Annotated in this window: 15 protein-coding genes; 11 read left to right on the forward strand and 4 right to left on the reverse strand. The window is 70.3% G+C overall.

Going from position 1 to position 17,739, the window contains the following annotated elements:
- The first annotated feature begins 18 nt into the window (after positions 1–18).
- From ACQPXB_RS09730 to ACQPXB_RS09740, 3 genes are read left to right on the forward strand one after another with little or no spacing between them, the layout of a single operon-like run.
- A complete protein-coding gene (locus ACQPXB_RS09730) occupies positions 19–741 on the forward strand; it encodes a hypothetical protein (RefSeq protein WP_432850994.1) in 723 nt (240 codons plus the stop codon).
- An 11-nt stretch (positions 742–752) separates the two neighbouring features.
- Positions 753–2,930: an NAD-dependent DNA ligase LigA gene (gene ligA, locus ACQPXB_RS09735; protein WP_432850996.1), complete on the forward strand. Its 2,178-nt coding sequence runs from the start codon at positions 753–755 to the stop codon at positions 2,928–2,930.
- The gene (locus ACQPXB_RS09740; RefSeq protein WP_432850998.1) at positions 2,923–3,414 is read left to right on the forward strand and encodes a GNAT family N-acetyltransferase; all 492 of its coding nucleotides are present in this window, start codon (positions 2,923–2,925) and stop codon (positions 3,412–3,414) included. The genes ligA and ACQPXB_RS09740 overlap by 8 nt, the downstream gene beginning before the upstream one ends.
- Before the next feature lie 409 nt (positions 3,415–3,823).
- On the opposite strand, the gene ACQPXB_RS09745 is transcribed toward ACQPXB_RS09740, so the two are convergent.
- Positions 3,824–4,477 carry an amino acid-binding protein gene (locus tag ACQPXB_RS09745; RefSeq protein ID WP_285969701.1) on the reverse strand — a complete coding sequence of 218 codons (654 nt, stop codon included), beginning with the start codon at positions 4,475–4,477 and terminating at the stop codon, positions 3,824–3,826.
- A 221-nt stretch (positions 4,478–4,698) separates the two neighbouring features.
- On the opposite strand from ACQPXB_RS09745, the gene gatC reads away from it, so the two are divergent.
- The 4 genes from gatC to ACQPXB_RS09765 are packed head-to-tail and all read left to right on the forward strand — an operon-like array spanning position 4,699 to position 8,533.
- Entirely contained in the window at positions 4,699–4,998 is a 300-nt protein-coding gene (gatC, locus tag ACQPXB_RS09750; protein WP_364055905.1) for an Asp-tRNA(Asn)/Glu-tRNA(Gln) amidotransferase subunit GatC, read from the forward strand.
- Positions 4,995–6,512, forward strand: coding sequence for an Asp-tRNA(Asn)/Glu-tRNA(Gln) amidotransferase subunit GatA (gatA, locus tag ACQPXB_RS09755; protein ID WP_432851001.1), 1,518 nt, complete (start codon positions 4,995–4,997; stop codon positions 6,510–6,512). Before gatC ends, gatA begins: the two co-directional genes overlap by 4 nt.
- Positions 6,509–8,014 carry an Asp-tRNA(Asn)/Glu-tRNA(Gln) amidotransferase subunit GatB gene (gatB, locus tag ACQPXB_RS09760; RefSeq protein WP_432851003.1) on the forward strand — a complete coding sequence of 502 codons (1,506 nt, stop codon included), beginning with the start codon at positions 6,509–6,511 and terminating at the stop codon, positions 8,012–8,014. Before gatA ends, gatB begins: the two co-directional genes overlap by 4 nt.
- Entirely contained in the window at positions 8,015–8,533 is a 519-nt protein-coding gene (locus ACQPXB_RS09765; protein WP_432851005.1) for a hypothetical protein, read from the forward strand.
- A 998-nt stretch (positions 8,534–9,531) separates the two neighbouring features.
- Here ACQPXB_RS09765 and ACQPXB_RS09770 read toward each other — a convergent pair.
- Entirely contained in the window at positions 9,532–10,746 is a 1,215-nt protein-coding gene (locus ACQPXB_RS09770; RefSeq protein ID WP_432851007.1) for a PQQ-dependent sugar dehydrogenase, read from the reverse strand.
- Between the two features lie 58 nt (positions 10,747–10,804).
- On the opposite strand from ACQPXB_RS09770, the gene ACQPXB_RS09775 reads away from it, so the two are divergent.
- Complete coding sequence (locus ACQPXB_RS09775) at positions 10,805–11,713, forward strand: 2-hydroxyacid dehydrogenase (protein WP_432851009.1); 909 nt, start codon at positions 10,805–10,807, stop codon at positions 11,711–11,713.
- Between the two features lie 67 nt (positions 11,714–11,780).
- A complete protein-coding gene (locus ACQPXB_RS09780) occupies positions 11,781–12,356 on the forward strand; it encodes a DoxX family protein (RefSeq protein WP_366579317.1) in 576 nt (191 codons plus the stop codon).
- Positions 12,357–12,512: 156 nt separating this feature from the next.
- Here the strand turns inward: ACQPXB_RS09780 and ilvD are convergent, their stop codons facing one another.
- Both ilvD and ACQPXB_RS09790 read right to left on the reverse strand, forming a co-directional pair.
- Positions 12,513–14,357 carry a dihydroxy-acid dehydratase gene (ilvD, locus tag ACQPXB_RS09785; protein WP_432851011.1) on the reverse strand — a complete coding sequence of 615 codons (1,845 nt, stop codon included), beginning with the start codon at positions 14,355–14,357 and terminating at the stop codon, positions 12,513–12,515.
- A gap of 72 nt (positions 14,358–14,429) precedes the next feature.
- Positions 14,430–14,966 (reverse strand): PH domain-containing protein, encoded by a 537-nt coding sequence (locus tag ACQPXB_RS09790; protein ID WP_432851013.1) that lies wholly within the window; start codon positions 14,964–14,966, stop codon positions 14,430–14,432.
- 333 nt (positions 14,967–15,299) lie between these two features.
- On the opposite strand from ACQPXB_RS09790, the gene ACQPXB_RS09795 reads away from it, so the two are divergent.
- Both ACQPXB_RS09795 and ilvN read left to right on the forward strand, forming a co-directional pair.
- Positions 15,300–17,204, forward strand: a complete 1,905-nt coding sequence (locus ACQPXB_RS09795) for an acetolactate synthase large subunit (protein WP_366579323.1) — start codon at positions 15,300–15,302, stop codon at positions 17,202–17,204.
- Positions 17,201–17,707 (forward strand): acetolactate synthase small subunit, encoded by a 507-nt coding sequence (ilvN, locus tag ACQPXB_RS09800; RefSeq protein WP_220237608.1) that lies wholly within the window; start codon positions 17,201–17,203, stop codon positions 17,705–17,707. The genes ACQPXB_RS09795 and ilvN overlap by 4 nt, the downstream gene beginning before the upstream one ends.
- Positions 17,708–17,739: the final 32 nt, after the last annotated feature.

The raw sequence follows: 17,739 nt of genomic DNA on the forward strand, positions 1-17,739 counted from the left end.
GACAACGGGGGATGTTCCATGGGCCTGTTCCGCCGCCGCGCTGCCCGCACCGGCGTTGACACCAACGGCAAAGCCGCGCCGCCCGACCCGCGCACGCCGTGGCCGGCCCAGGCCGTGCCGTCGGACGTCGAGGCGGCCGCGGCGAAATTCTGGGAAGGCTGGTTCGAGCTGCTCCCGGAGGTCAACGCGGCCCTGGGCGACCGCGAACCGCACCGCGTCGAGCACGATCTCTGCGTGCTGGTCGAGGCTCTGCACCCGCGGCTGCACTTCTCGCTCGAACGCGGCCATCAGGCCATCTACGCGCTCGTGGTCACCGGCCAGGAAGACCCGGAGCTGCGGCCGTTCACCGATGCCTGGAAGGCCGCCGCCCCGCCGGACGACGCCATCTGGGAGCACCACGACTCGGTGCCGCCGGTTCCTGACCCGACCGAGGTCACGGTGAACCTCGGCGACCACCGCATCTCGCTGGCCGACGTGCGTGTCGTCGCGCAGGTGGACGAGGACGTGGTCGACGTGGCCGTCTACCACCCCGCGCTGGCCGACCTGGAGCCGGCGGCGCGCACCACCATGACCTTCCTCCCGCTGGATGCCACGCTCGGTGAGCGTGTCGCCGCCGAACGGCTACGCCGCGTCGAGACCGCGGAGGCGGAGCCGGAGGGCACGATCAGCCTCCTGCAGCTCCGTGACCTGGTCCGGGATCTGAACGGCCAAGAGGACGAAACTGTCGGCACCTCCGGCTAGGGTTACCACCCGTGAGCAGCGACCTTCCCCACGACCAGCTGGCCGCCCCCGCCGAACCGGCAGCGGAGGTGCAGGACGTCACCGACGTTCCCGCCGACGTGCGCGAACGCCACGCCGCCCTCGCCGAGGACGTCCGCGGCCATCAGTTCCGTTACTACGTGCTGGACTCGCCCATCGTCTCCGACGGGCAGTTCGACGCGCTCCTCGGCGAGCTGCAGGGGCTCGAAGACGAGTACCCGGCGCTGGTCACGCCGGATTCGCCGACGCAGAACGTCGGCGGCACGTTCTCCACCGAGTTCACCGCGTACGACCACCTCGAACGCATGCTGAGCCTGGACAACGTCTTCGACACCGACGAGTTCCTCACCTGGGTGGAGCGCGTCGAGAAGGAGATCGGCTCCACGGAGTACCTGGCCGAGCTGAAGATCGACGGCCTGGCCATTAACCTCCTCTACGAGGACGGCAAGCTCACGCGCGGCCTCACCCGCGGCGATGGCCGCACGGGCGAGGACGTCACGCTCAACATCCGCACGCTGGAGCATGTCCCCGACGAGCTCACCGGCACCGACGAGTTCCCCGTGCCGAAGCTCATCGAGGTGCGCGGCGAGGTCTTCTTCCGCGTCGAGGACTTCCTGGAGCTCAACGCGAAGATGGTCGAAGCGGGGAAGCCGCCGTACGCGAACCCGCGCAACACGGCCGCGGGGTCGTTGCGGCAGAAGGACCCGCGCATCACCAAGGAACGCCGGCTGCGGCTGATCTGCCACGGTCTGGGCAAGCGCGAGGGCTTCGAGCCGGTGACGCAGTCGCACGCGTACGACGCGCTCGTGGCGTGGGGCCTGCCCGTTTCGCCGCACACGCGCGTGCTGCACACGGCGAAGGAGCTCACCGACCACATCGCGTACTGGGGCGAGCACCGGCACGATGCCGAACACGAGATCGACGGCGTGGTGATCAAAGTCGACCAGGTCGCGCTGCAACGCCGGCTCGGCACCACTTCGCGTGCGCCGCGGTGGGCGATCGCCTACAAGTACGCGCCGGAAGAGGCGATCACGACGTTGCTCGACATCCAGGTGGGCGTCGGGCGCACGGGGCGCGTCACGCCGTTCGCCGTCACGGAGCCGGTGAAGGTCGCGGGCTCGACGGTGGCGCGCGCGACGCTGCACAACGCGGAAGAGGTCAAGCGCAAGGGCGTGCTGATCGGCGACCGCATCGTGATCCGCAAGGCGGGCGACGTCATCCCCGAGGTGATGGGACCGGTCGTCGACGCGCGAACGGGGAACGAGCGCGAGTTCGTCATGCCCACGCACTGCCCGGAATGCGGCACGGAACTCGCCTACCAGAAGGAAGGCGACAAGGACATCCGCTGCCCGAACACCCGTTTCTGCCCCGCGCAGCTGCGGGAACGGCTGTTCCACCTGGCCGGGCGCGGCGCGTTCGACATCGAGGTGCTCGGGTACGAGGCGGCCGTCGCGCTGCTCGACGCGCGCGTGGTCGCCGACGAGGGCGACGTGTTCGACCTCAGCGAGGACGCATTGTCCGAGGTGGAACTGTTCCGCACCAAGGCCGGCGACCTCTCGGCCAACGCGCACAAGCTCCTCGCGAACCTCGACGCGGCGAAGGACCGTCCCTTGTGGAAGGTGATCGTCGCGCTGTCGATCCGCCACGTCGGGCCCACGGCGGCGCAGGCGCTGGCGCGCGAGTTCGGGTCGATCCAGCGGGTCGAGGAGGCGAGTGAGGAGGAGCTCGCCGACGTCGACGGCGTCGGGCCGACCATCGCGCACGCCGTGCAGGAGTGGTTCGAGGTCGACTGGCACCGGGAGATCGTCGAAAAATGGCGACGCGCCGGCGTGCGGATGGAAGAGGAACGCGACGACTCGATCCCGCGCCACCTCGAGGGGCTGTCGATCGTGGTCACGGGCTCGCTCGACGGGTTCTCCCGCGACGAGGCCAAGGAAGCCATCATGGCCCGCGGTGGCAAGGCGGCGGGGTCGGTGTCGAAGAAGACGGCGTTCGTCGTGGCGGGCGAGGCCCCGGGGTCGAAGTACGAGAAGGCCGTGCAGCTGAAGGTGCCGGTGCTCGACGAGGACGGTTTCCGCGTGCTGCTGGAGCGGGGCCCGGACGCGGCCGCCGAGGTGGCCCTGGATACCGGCGCCGGCGAGGAGGCGGACGGGGAGCCGTCGGATGGGTGACGTTGAGATCAGGCCGCCACGGGCCGAGGAGTTCGTGGCGGTGGGGGAGCTGACCGTCGAGGCGTACCGCCTGGACGGCCTGCTCTCCGACGAGGTCGGGTACGAGAAGGAGCTGCGCGACGTCGCCCACCGGGCGGAGCACGCCGAGCTGCTGGTGGCTGCGGAGGGCGACGCGGTCCTCGGGACGGTCGCGGTGGTGCGACCGGGCACCTCGTACGCGGAGATCTCGCGTGAGGGTGAACTGGAGTTCCGGATGCTGGCCGTCACCGGTTCCGCGCGGGGGCGTGGGATCGGCGAGGCGCTCACGCGGGCGGTGCTGGAGCGGGCGCGCGAGTTGGGGCTGGGGAAGGTCGTGCTGAGCAGTCTCGATCGGATGCGGACGGCTCATCGGCTGTACGAGCGCATCGGGTTTCGGCGGTTGCCGGAGCGGGATTGGCGGCCGTTGCCGAATGTCAGCTTGATCGCGTATGAGTACGATTTGTAGGGGGTTTGGGCTGGTCAGGGTCTTTTGCCGCTGAGTGGCGACGAGTTGGGCGGGACTGGAACCGGGCGCGTGGGCAGGGTCGGACGCCTGCCTGATTGTGGTGGCGGATCGCCGAGGTGATAAGGCTCTCGACAGCGCGTCGGCGGCAGTCGGGCGAATGGCCTGAGCGCCGAGAGGTTGTGGTTCGCCGGCTCTTGGTGTTGCCGAGAGATGGCGACACCGCCGGTTGGTGTCGTCGACGGGCGGCCATGCTCACGCGTGACTGGTCGGCGTTTCTCGGCTGAGGTGTCGTTGCCTCTCAGCGGCGACACCGTCGAACGGTCGGAAAGCCGGCGCCAGCAGGACCGTCGCTCGCCGCGCGAAGCCATCGCCGTTCCGCGGCGAATCCCAGGTCAGCGAAGGATTCCGCTCAGCCGTCCAGGACGACGGCGACGATGCCGGCGAAGTGCGCCAGCCGGGCGACCTCCGCGGCGCGGAAGTTGGGCCCACCGGGCCGGGCCACGAGAAGAGCCTTGCCCGGCTTGCCCAGCGGCGTCGCCGCGAGCTCCGTGCCCAGTTCCTTCCACGTCTCCGGGATCCAGTCCTCTTCACCGTCGAGGACGGTGGCGCGCTCCAGCGGCAGCCAGGGCAGGTCCGTGAACGGGTTCTCCGGCGCCGCGCTCGACGAGGCCAGCCGGCGCGTGCCCGATTCCCGGTGCTCCACGACGACGGCCCAGCCGGCGCGGATGATCTTCGGCACCCCCTCGGCCAGCAGGTCCAGCCCGGACTTCGGCTGCGCGGCGATCTCCTCCACCAGCTCCAGCTCGCGGTGGGTGTCGAGAATCCCGGCGTACGGCCGGACGGCGTCGACCTCGACGCCTTCGATGCTTTCGGCCGCGGTGATGAGGGCGTCCGGCAGGCGCCCTGACGGGAGCTCGACCACGAGGTCGTCGATGGCGACCCCGCCGCCGCGCTCCACGACGTCGACGCTGAGGATGTCGGCGCCGACGGTGCCGAGCGCCGTCGCGACGGCGCCGAGGGTGCCGGGGGAGTCCGGAAGCTGGACCCGCAGCAGGAACGACACCACACGCCCCTCTCGCCTCAGGCGTTCCGCCTTGTCGCGGAACGCGGTAACCGGGCGCCGATTGTGACAGACCGGGTACTTCTTGGGGACCGCTGTCCGGCGAACGGGACACCCCGGGTCGCAGCAGGTCCGGCCATAACCCGGTCGAGCCGTCCGGCGCCGCCACCATAGACTTGCAGCTTCCGACCGCACCCGCACAGCACACCCCGGGAGTCACCCGCGTGCCCAACATTTCCCGAGACGAGGTCGCGCACCTCGCCAAGCTGGCCAGGCTGGCCGTCACCGATGACGAGCTGGACGTCTTCGCGGGCCAGCTCGACCAGATCCTGGACTCGGTGGCGAAGGTGAGCCAGGTCGCCGCGGCTGACGTCCCGCCGACCTCGCACTCCGTGCCGCTGACGAACGTCTTCCGCGAGGACGAGCTCCGCCCCTGCCTGACGCAGCAGCAGGCACTGGCCGGCGCGCCGGCCGCCGAGGAGGGCCGGTTCCGGGTGCCGCGGATTCTGGGAGAAGAACAGTGAGTGAACTCGTCAAGCTGACCGCCGCCGAGCTGGCGGCGAAGATCCACGCGCGCGAGGTCTCCGCGGTCGAGGTCACCCAGGCGCACCTGGACCGGATCGCCGAGGTCGACGACCACGTCCACGCGTTCCTGCACGTCGACACTGAAGGCGCGCTCGGCGCGGCCAAGTCCGTCGACGAGAAGCTGGCCGCGGGGGAGCAGCCCGCGTCGTCGCTGGCGGGCGTGCCCCTGGCGCTCAAGGACGTGCTGACCACCGAGGGCATCCCCACCACGTGCGGTTCGCGCACGTTGGAAGGGTGGATCCCGCCGTACGACGCGACCGTCACGCGCAGGCTGCGCGAAGCGGGCGTCGTCATCCTCGGCAAGACGAACATGGACGAGTTCGCGATGGGCTCGTCCACGGAGAACTCCGCCTTCGGCCCCACGCACAACCCGTGGGACCACGCCCGCATCCCGGGCGGTTCGGGCGGTGGCTCGTCGGCGTCGATCGCGGCGTTCGAGGCCGCGCTGGCCATCGGCACGGACACCGGCGGCTCGATCCGCCAGCCGGGCGCCGTCACCGGCACCGTCGGCGTGAAGCCGACGTACGGCGGCGTTTCGCGCTACGGCCTCGTCGCCTTCTCGTCGTCGCTCGACCAGGCCGGCCCGTGCGCGCGGACGGTGCTCGACGCCGCGCTGCTGCACGAGGTCATCGCCGGCTACGACCCGATGGACTCGACGTCGATCGACGCACCGGTCCCGCCGGTCGTCGCCGCGGCGCGCGAGGGGGCCAATGGCGACCTCAAGGGCGTGCGCGTCGGTGTGGTGAAGGAGTTCGCCGGCGACGGCTACCAGGCCGGTGTACTGCGGTCGTTCCAGGCAGCCGTCGAGCAGCTTCGCGCGCTGGGCGCCGAAGTGGTCGAGGTCTCCTGCCCGCACTTCGTCTACGCGCTGCCCGCGTACTACCTGATCGCGCCGAGCGAGGCGTCGTCGAACCTCGCGCGGTTCGACGCGATGCGCTACGGCCTGCGCGTGGCCGACGACGGCACACACAGCGCCGAAGAAGTCATGTCCCTGACGCGCGAAAAGGGCTTCGGCGCCGAGGTGAAGCGCCGGATCATGCTGGGCACGTACGCGCTTTCGTCGGGCTACTACGACGCCTACTACGGCTCGGCCCAGAAGGTGCGCACGCTCATCACGCAGGACTTCACGTCCGCGTTCGAGCAGGTGGACGTGCTCGTGTCGCCGACGACGCCGACCACGGCGTTCAAGATCGGCGAACGCGTGGACGACCCGATGGCGATGTACCTCGCCGACCTCTGCACCATCCCGTCGAACCTCGCGGGCAACGCCGCGATGAGCGTCCCGAGTGGACTGTCCGACGAGGATGGCCTGCCGGTCGGCCTGCAGATCATGGCCCCGGCGCTCGCCGACGACCGGCTCTACCGCGTCGGCGCCGCCTACGAGGCCGCACGCGACGCCGCCGCCGGCGGGTCGCTCGTGCACAAGGTCCCGGAGCTGGGAGGAACGAAGTGACTGCCGTGGCCGAGTTGATGGACTACGCCGACGTCGTCGAGCGCTTCGACCCGGTGCTCGGGCTCGAGGTCCACGTCGAGCTCAACACGAAGACGAAGATGTTCTGCGGCTGCGCCAACGAGTTCGGCGGCGAGCCGAACACGAAGACGTGCCCCACCTGCCTCGGCCTGCCCGGCGCGCTGCCCGTGGTGAACGGCAAGGCCGTGGAGGGCGCGATCCGCATCGGGTTGGCGCTCAACTGCGAGATCGCCGAGTGGTGCCGCTTCGCGCGGAAGAACTACTTCTACCCGGACCAGCCGAAGAACTTCCAGACCTCGCAGTACGACGAGCCGATCGCCTTCAACGGCTACCTCGACGTCACGCTCGACGACGGCGAGGTCGTGCGCGTCGAGATCGAGCGCGCGCACATGGAGGAGGACACCGGCAAGTCGCTGCACATGGGCGGCGCGACCGGCCGGATCCACGGTGCGGACTACTCGCTGCTGGACTACAACCGCGCGGGCGTGCCGCTGATCGAGATCGTCACCAAGCCGATCGAGGGCACCGGCGCGCGGGCGCCGGAGGTGGCGCGCGCGTACGTTTCGGCGCTCCGTGACCTGTTGCGGGCGCTCGACGTGTCCGACGTCCGCATGGACCAGGGGTCCCTTCGCTGCGACGCGAACGTGTCGCTGATGGACAAGGACGCCACCGAGTTCGGCACGCGCACGGAGACGAAGAACGTCAACTCGCTGCGCAGCGTCGAGCGCGCCGTTCGGTACGAGATGACCCGCCAGGCGGCGATTCTCGCGGGCGGCGGCTCGATCAAGCAGGAGACGCGGCACTTCCAGGAGGCCGACGGCACCACGTCCGGCGGGCGCACCAAGGAGACCGCGGAGGACTACCGGTACTTCCCGGAGCCCGACCTGGTGCCGATCGCGCCGTCGCGTGAGTGGGTCGAGGAGCTGCGCAAGACGCTGCCGGAGATGCCGGCCGAGCGGCGCAAGCGGATCCAGACCGAGTGGAACCTGTCGGACGAAGCGCTGCGCGACCTGCTGAACGTCGGCGCCGTCGACCTCGTCGCGGCCACGGTCGAGGCCGGCGCGAAGCCGGACGAGGCCCGCGGCTGGTGGGTCAACACGCTGGCGCAGGAGGCCAACGCGCGCGAGGTCGAGCTCTCCGAGCTGGCGATCACGCCGGTGCAGGTGGCCGAGGTGATCGCGCTCGTGTCCTCGGGTGAGCTGACGAACAAGCTCGCCAAGGAGGTCGTCCAGGGCGTGCTCGCGGGCGAGGGTTCGCCGCGCGAGGTGGTGGACAAGCGCGGGCTGAAGGTCGTTTCCGACGACTCCGCGCTGATCACCGCCGTCGACGAGGCGCTGGCCGCACAGCCGGACGTCGCCGAAAAGATCCGCGGCGGCAAGGTCGCCGCGGCGGGCGCGATCGTCGGCGCGGTAATGAAGGCCACCAAGGGCCAGGCCGACGCCAAGCGCGTGCGCGAGCTCATCATCGAGCGCGTCGGTTCCTGAGTGGCGTTCTCGATCAAACGCGTCACGTGGCGCGAGTGGCTCGGTCTGGGGGCCGGGCTGCTCGCGCTCGTGGCGGTGTTCCTTCCTTGGACGGTCCTCACCGCCGACACGGCCACGGCCGACGTCCGCGACGCCTTCAACTCCCTGCCCCACGACGACGTTGTGCGCTCGGCTTGGCATTCGGACTTCTTTTCGTGGTTCCCGCCGTTGGTGCTCGTGCTGGTCGGACTGGTGGTGGTGTTCTTCGGGCAGGTCCGGAAGGCCCGGGTCAGCGGCCTGCCGCACCTGTGGCTCGTCGCGGGCCTCGCCGCGCTGCTGCTCATGGTCATCGGCTGGACGACGCTGGACTGGGTCTTCGACAGCGACCAGCGGGCGTTCCTGGAAACCGCCGGCGTGATGATCAACCCGGGGGTTGGCCGGTACGTCGCGCTGCTCGCCGCGCTGGTGTCCATCGCCGCGTCGATCCTGGACATCCGGGCGGCGCGGGCGGAAAGTCGGGCTCCGCGGTATCGCCGCTAAGGGGCGAACTCGCCGTCGCCTCTCAACGGCGACGGCCTGTTCGCCTGGGGCGTAAACGCGCCCGCCGCTGAACGGCGACAGCTGGCTTGCGCGGGAACCAGAGCGGGGATTCGCCGCTGAACGGCGACTGGCGGCTCGCGCGGGAACGGTAACGGAGCCTCGCCGTTGAGCGGCGACGGGCGGCACGCCTGGGAACGGCGGCGCGGCCTCGCCGTTGAGCGGCGCCTGCCGAGTCGTCTTTGGGCGGCAACGGGGATTAGCCGTTGAGGGGCGAGTGCTGGCTCGCGGTTGAACGACAACGCGATTCACTGCTGAACAGCGACTGCCGGCTCGCCTCGAGCGGCAACGGGGATTGGCCGTTGAGTGACGAGCGGTGGCTCGTCTGGAGCGGCCCCCGGTATTCGCCGTTGAGTGGCGACTGGTGGTCCGCTGGAAGCGGCAATGGAGATTTGCCGCTGACTGGCGACTGCGGCTGCTTCGCGTATGAGGTGCACAGCGATTCGCGTCTGAACGGTGACTGCTGCTTCGTGGGGGAATGGCCGCCGGGTGGCGACTGCCGCTTCAGTCGTGAACGGCGATGTGATTCGCCGGTAAGCGGCGACTGCCACTTCGCCAGAAGTGAGACCCGGGAGCTGGCCTCTGAATAGCGACTGCCGCTTGGCCGGCGAAGCCGCAACTGGAGTTCGCCGATGAACGGCGACTGCCGGCTCGACGCGGAACGGCGAGGGCGCTGTCCCTGAGCAGCGACCGCGGTTCGCCCCTGAGCGGCGACCACGGCGGTCGAGGCGCGGTGACCAGGGTGGTGCCGAGGTACGGCGACCCATCGCCGCCGAACGGCGAAAGGATCAGCGAGAGGTGGTGCGGAGGCCGGCCGGTCGTTGGTGGATGGCGACGGGCTGTCGGCTCAGGCAACAAGCGGGCTGGGAACGAGCCCGCCACCAGCCGTTGCCGCTCAACGGCGACAACCACAAACACCCAGCTCAGGCGGAAGCCGGGCCTCAGTCCTTCCCCGGACCGCCGTCGGTTTGGACGATGGTGATGAGGACGACGCGGTCGTCGCTGGAGACGGGTTTGCCGCCGTCCTTGTTGGTGGTGCCGGCGACTGCCAGTTGGGGGCTGATCATGCTCATGGCGGCGAGGCGGCCGTACGTCGTGGGGGGTTTGCCCTTGCCGTCGAGGCTGACGCTCGGCTTTCCGGTGACGGCGCCGTCCGGGTTGACCGGCAGGTTCTGCAGGCCGACGGAGGACGCGATGCCGAGGATGCCGTTCTGGTCGGCGAAGTCGGCGCAGCCGCGGACGCCCGGCTTGTCCTGCCAGGTCCACGCGGGCGTCGACAGGGCCTGGCCGGCCTGGACGCGGTACAGCGCGTCGGGACCGGAGGTCTGGTCGGTGACCCACACGCGCTTGCCGTCGGGGGAGGTGCAGAGGCCGCCGGGGGCGTGGAGGCCGGAGGCGTACACGGCGGAGCCCGCGGTCGGGTTGCCGGCGGCCGGGGCTCCCGACGTGTCGATGCGCAGGACCTTGCCCGCCAGCGACTTCGGGTCGGCGGCGGACGCGGGGTTGCCCGCGTCGCCCGTCGCGACGAGGAGGGAGCCGCGGCCGTCGCCGACGAGGGCGCCGCGGTTGCCGGTCGCGCCCTTCGGGATGCCCGTGAGCACCGGCTTCGGCGGCTGGCCCTTCGCGAAGCGCACGACGCGGTTGTCGGTCGCCGTGGTGATGTAGGCGAACACCAGCTGGTCCTCGACGTAGCTCGGCGACAGCGCCAGCGAGGTGAGGCCGCCGTCACCCGTGGCGACGACGTCGAGCTGCGCGAACGGCGTTGCGTCTCGGCCGGCGGTGGCGAGGACCACGCGGCCCGATTTCCGTTCACCGGCGAGAGCCGCGGGCGTCGAGCCATCACCCGGCAGGCCGGCCACGGCCGCGACGGTGTCCAAGCACGTGGCGATCACGGCCTTGTCGAAGTCCTTGCACCCCTGCGGCGGCGGGATCGGCGTGGGCGACTGCTGCTGACCACCGCGGCCCACGCCGCCTTGGCCGTCGCCCGACGGGTCGCCCGGGTCCTGGACCTGAGGCGGCGATTCGGGGCTGGGCGCCGGGGCGGCGCTGAACGTCTGGCCGGCCGCGGTGTCGTCGAACCGCGCGCAGCCCGACAGCAGGAGTCCGCCCGAGGCGAGGAGGGCCAGCGGCGCCGACCACCGGTACCGGGTACGCATGATGCTCCAGCCTAGGTGCCCCCGCGTGAGCGCGGAGTAAGTGGCTAACGTGGCGATCATGACGCTGACTGTGCTGGTCCCCGACGACGAGGGTGTCGAGGCGCTCTCGGAGCTCCCCAAGGTGCAGGCCGTGCGCTACCAGTGGGGCGACCCGGTGCCGCCCGAAGCCGCGAAGGCGGAGGTCCTCATCCCCGGTCGTCACCCGGCGGGCGACGAGCTGTGGCGCGAACTGCCCAACCTCAAGCTCGTGCAGCTGCTCTCCGCCGGCGCCGAGGACTGGGTCGGCAAGCTCCCCGACGGCGTCCTGCTCTCCACCTGCCGCGGCGCCCACGGCGGCAGCACGGCCGAGTGGGTCGTCGCCGTCCTGCTGTCGATGTACCGGAAGCTGGACGTCTTCGCCGACGCCCACCGCGAACGCCACTGGGAACGCCGCTCCGCCGAGACGCTCCAGGGCCAGCACGCGCTCATCGTCGGCGCCGGAGACCTCGGACGGCAGCTGCGGCGCCGGCTCGAGCCGTTCGATGTCCGCTGCACGATGGTCGGCATGTCGGCGCGCGACGGGGTCCACGGCGTCGCCGAGCTGCCCGAACTGTTGCCGCACCACGACATCGTGGTGCTGATGGTCCCCCTTACGTCGCGGACGCGGGGCATGGTCGACGCCGAGTTCCTCGCCGCGATGCCCGACGGCGCCGTCCTCGTCAACGCCGCGAGGGGACCAGTAGTGCGCACCGACGCGCTGCTCGCCGAGCTCACCGCCGGCCGCCTGCGCGCCGCGCTCGACGTGACGGACCCCGAGCCGCTGCCGGCCGACCACCCGCTGTGGCACGCGCCGGGCTTGCTGCTCACGCCGCACGTCGGCGGGGCCGTTGCCGGTGTGCGGCGACGCTCGTATGCCGTCGCCGCGGCCGAGATCGCGCGGTACGCGGGCGGCGAGCTGCCCGACAACATCGTGCACGGCGAATACTGACGCGAAGGGGCCCCTGACCTCGGCGCGCTCGCTCGCGGCCGGGGTCGGTATCCCCTACCCTTCGCGCGTGACCAGTCAAGGGGACGACTACCAGACCGGCCTGCTGTCCGGGGTCGAGGACTCGACGAGCAACAACGACGACGAAGTGCGCCAGGGCGGCCTCGGCCTCGGTCTGCTGATCCTGCGCGTCGGGCTGGCCGTGATCGTGGGGGCTCACGGCCTGCAGCACCTGTTCGGCGCGTTCGGCGGACCCGGGATCACGGGATTCGCGCACGTGCTCGAGACTTTCGGCTACCACAAGCAGACGACGCTGCTGTCCTGGATCACCGGCATCGTCGAGGTCGGCGGCAGCGCGCTGCTGCTCGTCGGCCTCTTCACGCCGCTCGCGGCCGCCGGCATCCTGGGCGTCGCCGCGAACGCCGTCTACGCGAAGTTCCACGGCGGCTTCTTCGAGGGCGACGGCCGCGGCTGGGAGTTCGAGCTCCTCATCGGCATCGTCGCCCTCGCCCTGATTTTCACCGGCGCCGGGCGCATCTCCCTGGAGAAGAACACGCCGTGGCGCAAGCGGCCGCTACCCCTCGGCATCGTCTCGCTGCTCCTGGCCGCGGCGGCGTCGGTCGTGGTCATCGTTTTGACGCGCTGACCTGCGGTTCGCCACTCGGCGGCAACAGCGGAAAGGGCCGTTCACCCGCACCGGGTGGACGGCCCTCGCCGGCGAGAACCACTAGCAGCAACAAACGAAAAGGGCCGCCCACTCCAGGTGGACGGCCCTCCCGCACTCAGAATCGCGAGCGAAGACTCACTTGTTCGGGTCCCGCACCGCACCCGTGTCGGCTGAGGTCGCCATCCGGGCGTACGCGCGCAGCGCCGCCGTGATCGGGCGCTCACGCTCCTTCGGCTGCCAGGGCCGCTCCGACGCTTCCATCTTGGACCGGCGCTCCGCCAGGATCTCGGCGTCGACCAGCAGCTCGAGGCGCCGCTCGTGGACGTCCAGCACGATGCGGTCGCCGTTCTCCACCAGGCCGATCAGACCGCCCGCCGCCGCCTCCGGGGAGATGTGGCCGACGGAGATGCCCGACGAACCGCCCGAGAAGCGTCCGTCCGTGATCAGCGCGCACTTCTTGCCCAGGCCCGAGCCCTTGAGGAACGCGGTGGGGTGCAGCATCTCCTGCATGCCCGGCCCGCCGGCGGGGCCCTCGTAGCGGATGACCAGCACCTCGCCCGGCTGGATCTCCTTCTTGAGGATCGCCGACACGGCCTCCTCCTGGCTCTCGAGCACCCGCGCCGGGCCCTCGAAGCGCCACAGGTCCTCGTCGATGCCGGCGGCCTTGATCACGGCACCGTTCTCGGCGAGGTTGCCGCGCAGGATCGCGAGGCCGCCGTCCTTCGTGTACGCGTGTTCGACGTCGCGGATGCAGCCGCCGGCGGCGTCGGTGTCGAGCGACGACCAGCGATTCTCGGTCGAGAACGCCTTCGTCGTGCGCACCCCGCCCGGCGCCGCGTGGAACAGCTCCACCGCCTTCTCCGACGGAGACTCCGCGCGGATGTCCCACTCGTTCAGCCACGAGTCGAGGTCGGGGGAGTGGACCGAGTGGACGCCGGTGTTCAGCAGGCCACCGCGGTACAGCTCGCCCAGGATGGCGGGGATGCCGCCGGCGCGGTGGACGTCTTCCATGTGGTAGTCGGAGTTCGGTGCGACCTTCGACAGGCAGGGCACGCGGCGGCCGATGGCGTCGATGTCGCTGATGGTGAAGTCGACCTCGCCTTCCTGGGCGGCGGCGAGGATGTGCAGCACGGTGTTGGTCGAGCCGCCCATGGCCATGTCCAGCGCCATCGCGTTCTCGAAGGCCTCGCGGGTGGCGATCGAGCGGGGCAGCGCGGAGGCGTCGTCCTCGCCGTACCAGCGCTTGCACAGGTCGATGACCGTGCGCCCGGCGCCGGAGAACAGTTCGCGGCGCGCGGCGTGCGTGGCCAGCGTGGAGCCGTTGCCGGGCAGTGACAGGCCCAGCGCCTCGGTGAGGCAGTTCATGGAGTTCGCGGTGAACATGCCGGAGCACGACCCGCAGGTCGGGCAGGCCGAACGCTCGACCTCGGTCAGCCCGTCCTCGTCGACCTCGCTGCTCGCCGACGCGGCGATCGCGGTGATCAGGTCGGTCGGGGCCTGGGCGACGCCGCCGACGACCACGGCCTTGCCGGCTTCCATCGGTCCGCCGGAGACGAACACGGTGGGGATGTTGAGGCGCATGGCGGCGTTGAGCATGCCGGGTGTGATCTTGTCGCAGTTGGAGATGCAGACGAGGGCGTCGGCCTGGTGCGCGTTGACCATGTATTCCACGGAGTCCGCGATGATCTCGCGTGAGGGCAGCGAGTAGAGCATGCCCGAGTGGCCCATCGCGATGCCGTCGTCGACGGCGATCGTGTGGAACTCGCGCGCGATGCCACCGGCTTCCTTCACGGCCTCGGCGACGATCTCGCCGAGGTCCTTGAGGTGGACGTGGCCGGGCACGAACTGGGTGTAGGAGTTGGCGATCGCGACGATCGGCTTGCCGAAGTCGCTGTCGGTCATCCCGGTCGCGCGCCAGAGCGAGCGCGCGCCCGCCGCGTTGCGGCCGTGGGTGGTGGTCCGGGAACGGAGGTGCGGCACGGCATTCTCCCAGGTCAGAAGGCTGGTCCAGGCGGAGTCACGAGACTGCTCCGCAAACTGGTCCTACCAATTCTACTCACTGGGTTCGGCCGCGGAACCGCCGGTCTCGGCGGGAGCGGTGCCGGAAGCCTGCTCCGGGGCCTTCTCGGCCGGCTTCGCGGCGGCTTTTTCCGCGGCCGGCTTGAGCTCTTCGTCACTCAGCACACCCGAGGGGTCCTTGATCTTCCCCTCGCTCACGAGCGCGAGCACCGGAAGGTGGCGCGTCCGCACAGTGGGCAACGTGACCTGCGTGTCGTCGCCCAGCACGGCACGCACGCGCGCCCTGCCGGTGATGGCGAGCCCCTTCAGAGCCGACCACGGGAGGTCGCGCTTGCCGAACACCGTCCGCACGGCCAGGCCCTCGCGCGTCGCGACGGTACGCGTGCGCACGACGAAGACGAACAGCGCGATCGGGAAGATGTACAGCCATTGCAGCCCGTTGATCTCCCCGAGTGCGATCGGTGTCACACACACGGTCAGGAGCGCGATCGCCATGTACGCCGTGCTGGGGATCTTGAACACGGCCTTCCGGCCTTCGTCCGCGCGCTGGTCCTGCTCTTTTTCGGCCACCAATGAATGGTGCACCGCGTCTCCGGCGTGCTTGCGCCGGGGTCGTGGGGCCGCCCGCAGAGCAGTACTGGCGGTCCAGCATGCGGAACCGCCGTCTCGCAGAGTTGACACTCGCGCGGACGCCGGTCTAACGTCAGCGCCGTGACAACGCAGACCGGCCTCGTACTTCCTCAGCGCGTCGACGCTTAGGAAGAGTCCGCTGCGTCGACGCGCGACCCTCGTGCGACCTTACGGTCGGCGGGGGTTTTTTGTTGCGTAGAACCGGATTCCGACCGGCTGTACGGCCACAGACAACCCGAACGAGTGACACCGAGAACCCACGAGGCAGAACCGATGACCAGTGCCACGTCGCGCAGCGACGCGAAGCCCGGGCCGACCGCGCCCGGTGTCCCCGGAGCACGTCCGAAGCCGGCGCCGCCGGCGGGAACCCCGGTAAGGGTCACGGGCGCGCAGTCGCTCGTCCGCTCGCTCGAGGCCGTCGGCGCCGAAGTCGTCTTCGGCATTCCCGGGGGCACCATCCTCCCGGCGTACGACCCGCTGCTCGACTCCACCAAGGTCCGTCACGTCCTCGTCCGCCACGAGCAGGGCGCCGGGCACGCCGCCACCGGTTACGCCCAGGCGACCGGCAAGGTCGGCGTCTGCATGGCGACGTCGGGCCCGGGCGCCACGAACCTCGTCACCCCGCTGGCCGACGCCAACATGGACTCCGTGCCGGTCGTCGCCATCACGGGGCAGCAGTCGCGTGCGCTTATCGGCACCGACGCGTTCCAGGAAGCCGACATCTGCGGCATCACCATGCCGATCACCAAGCACAACTTCCTCGTCACCGATCCGGCGGAGATCCCGCGGACCATCGCCGAGGCGTTCCACCTGGCGATCACGGGCCGACCCGGCCCGGTGCTGGTGGACATTCCCAAGGACGTGCTGCAGGAGATGACCTCGTTCTCCTGGCCGCCGGAGATGCGCCTGCCGGGTTACCGCCCGACGCTGCGCCCGCACGGCAAGCAGGTGCGTGAAGCCGCGAAGCTCATCGCGAACGCGCGCCGGCCCGTCCTCTACGTCGGCGGCGGCGTGATCAAGGCCGAGGCGTCGCAGCAGCTGCTGGAGCTGGCCGAGCTGACCGGCATCCCGGTCGCCACCACGCTGATGGCGCGCGGCGCGTTCCCCGACTCGCACCCCCAGCACGTCGGCATGCCCGGCATGCACGGCTCCGTCGCCGCGGTCGCGTCGATGCAGCGGTCCGACCTGCTGATCGCCCTCGGCGCCCGCTTCGACGACCGCGTCACCGGCGCGACGTCGTCGTTCGCGCCCGACGCGAAGGTGATCCACGCCGACATCGACCCGGCCGAGATCTCCAAGAACCGCAAGGCGGACGTGCCGATCGTCGGCGACTGCAACGAGATCATCGGCGAGCTGATCGCCGCCGTGAAGGCCGAGTTCGAGCACGGGCAGCGGCCGGACCTCACCGACTGGTGGACGCAGGTCGACTCGTGGCGCGACACCTACCCGGCCGGCTACGAGTGGCCGGACGACGGTTCGCTGTCGCCGCAGTACGTCATCGAGCGCATCGGCGAGCTCGCCGGTCCCGACGCGGTCTTCACCGCGGGCGTCGGCCAGCACCAGATGTGGGCCGCGCAGTTCGTGAAGTACGAGAAGCCGCGTACGTGGATCAACTCCGGTGGCCTCGGCACCATGGGCTTCGCCGTCCCGGCGGCCATGGGCGCGCAGTTCGGCCTGCCCGACACGCAGGTGTGGGCGATCGACGGCGACGGCTGCTTCCAGATGACCAACCAGGAGCTCGCAACCTGCGCCATCGAGGGTGCGCCGATCAAGGTCGCCGTGATCAACAACGGCAACCTCGGCATGATCCGGCAGTGGCAGAGCCTCTTCTACTCGGAGCGGTACTCCAACAGCGACCTCGGTACCCACAAGCACCGCATCCCCGACTTCACGCTGCTGGCCGAGGCCCTCGGCTGCGCCGGGTTGCGCTGTGAGACCAAGGAGGACGTCGACGCGACGATCCGCCGCGCGATGGAGATCAACGACCGCCCCGTCGTGATCGATTTCGTCGTGGGGAAGGATGCCCAGGTGTGGCCGATGGTGGCCGCGGGCACCGGCAACGACGAAATCATGGCCGTCCGCGGCATCCGGCCGCTGTTCGACGACGACGAGGTTTCGCAGGAAGCCGTCGAGACCCTCGAAGCCGCCGAAGCCGCCGCGGAAGGAGAAGACCGATGACCGTCCACACGTTGAGCGTGCTGGTCGAGAACAAGCCCGGCGTGCTCGCCCGGGTGTCCGGCCTGTTCTCCCGCCGCGGATTCAACATCGAGTCCCTCGCAGTGGGGCCTACGGAAAACCCCGAGGTGTCCCGCATGACGATCGTGGTCGCCGTTGAAGAGCTACCGCTCGAACAGGTGACCAAACAGCTCAACAAGCTGGTCAACGTGATCAAGATCGTTGAGCTGGAACAGTCCAGCGCGGTGCAGCGTGAACTGCTGCTCGTGAAGGTCCGGGCCGACGCGACCGTGCGCAGCCAGGTCCTCGAGACCGTCCAGCTCTTCCGTGCCAAGGTGGTGGACGTGTCCCCGGAGGCGCTCACCGTCGAGGCGACCGGGACATCGGACAAGATCGGCGCACTGTTGCGCATGCTCGAGCCGTACGGCATCCGTGAGCTCGTGCAGTCCGGCATGGTCGCGGTGGGTCGCGGGGCCCGCTCGATCACCGCCACCTCGCCCCGCTGATTCTTGAGAAGTCGATTTTTCAGCAGTAACCC

Origin of the sequence: Amycolatopsis sp. CA-161197 (assembly GCF_050942255.1) — a bacterium.
Taxonomy (GTDB): Bacteria; Actinomycetota; Actinomycetes; order Mycobacteriales; family Pseudonocardiaceae; genus Amycolatopsis.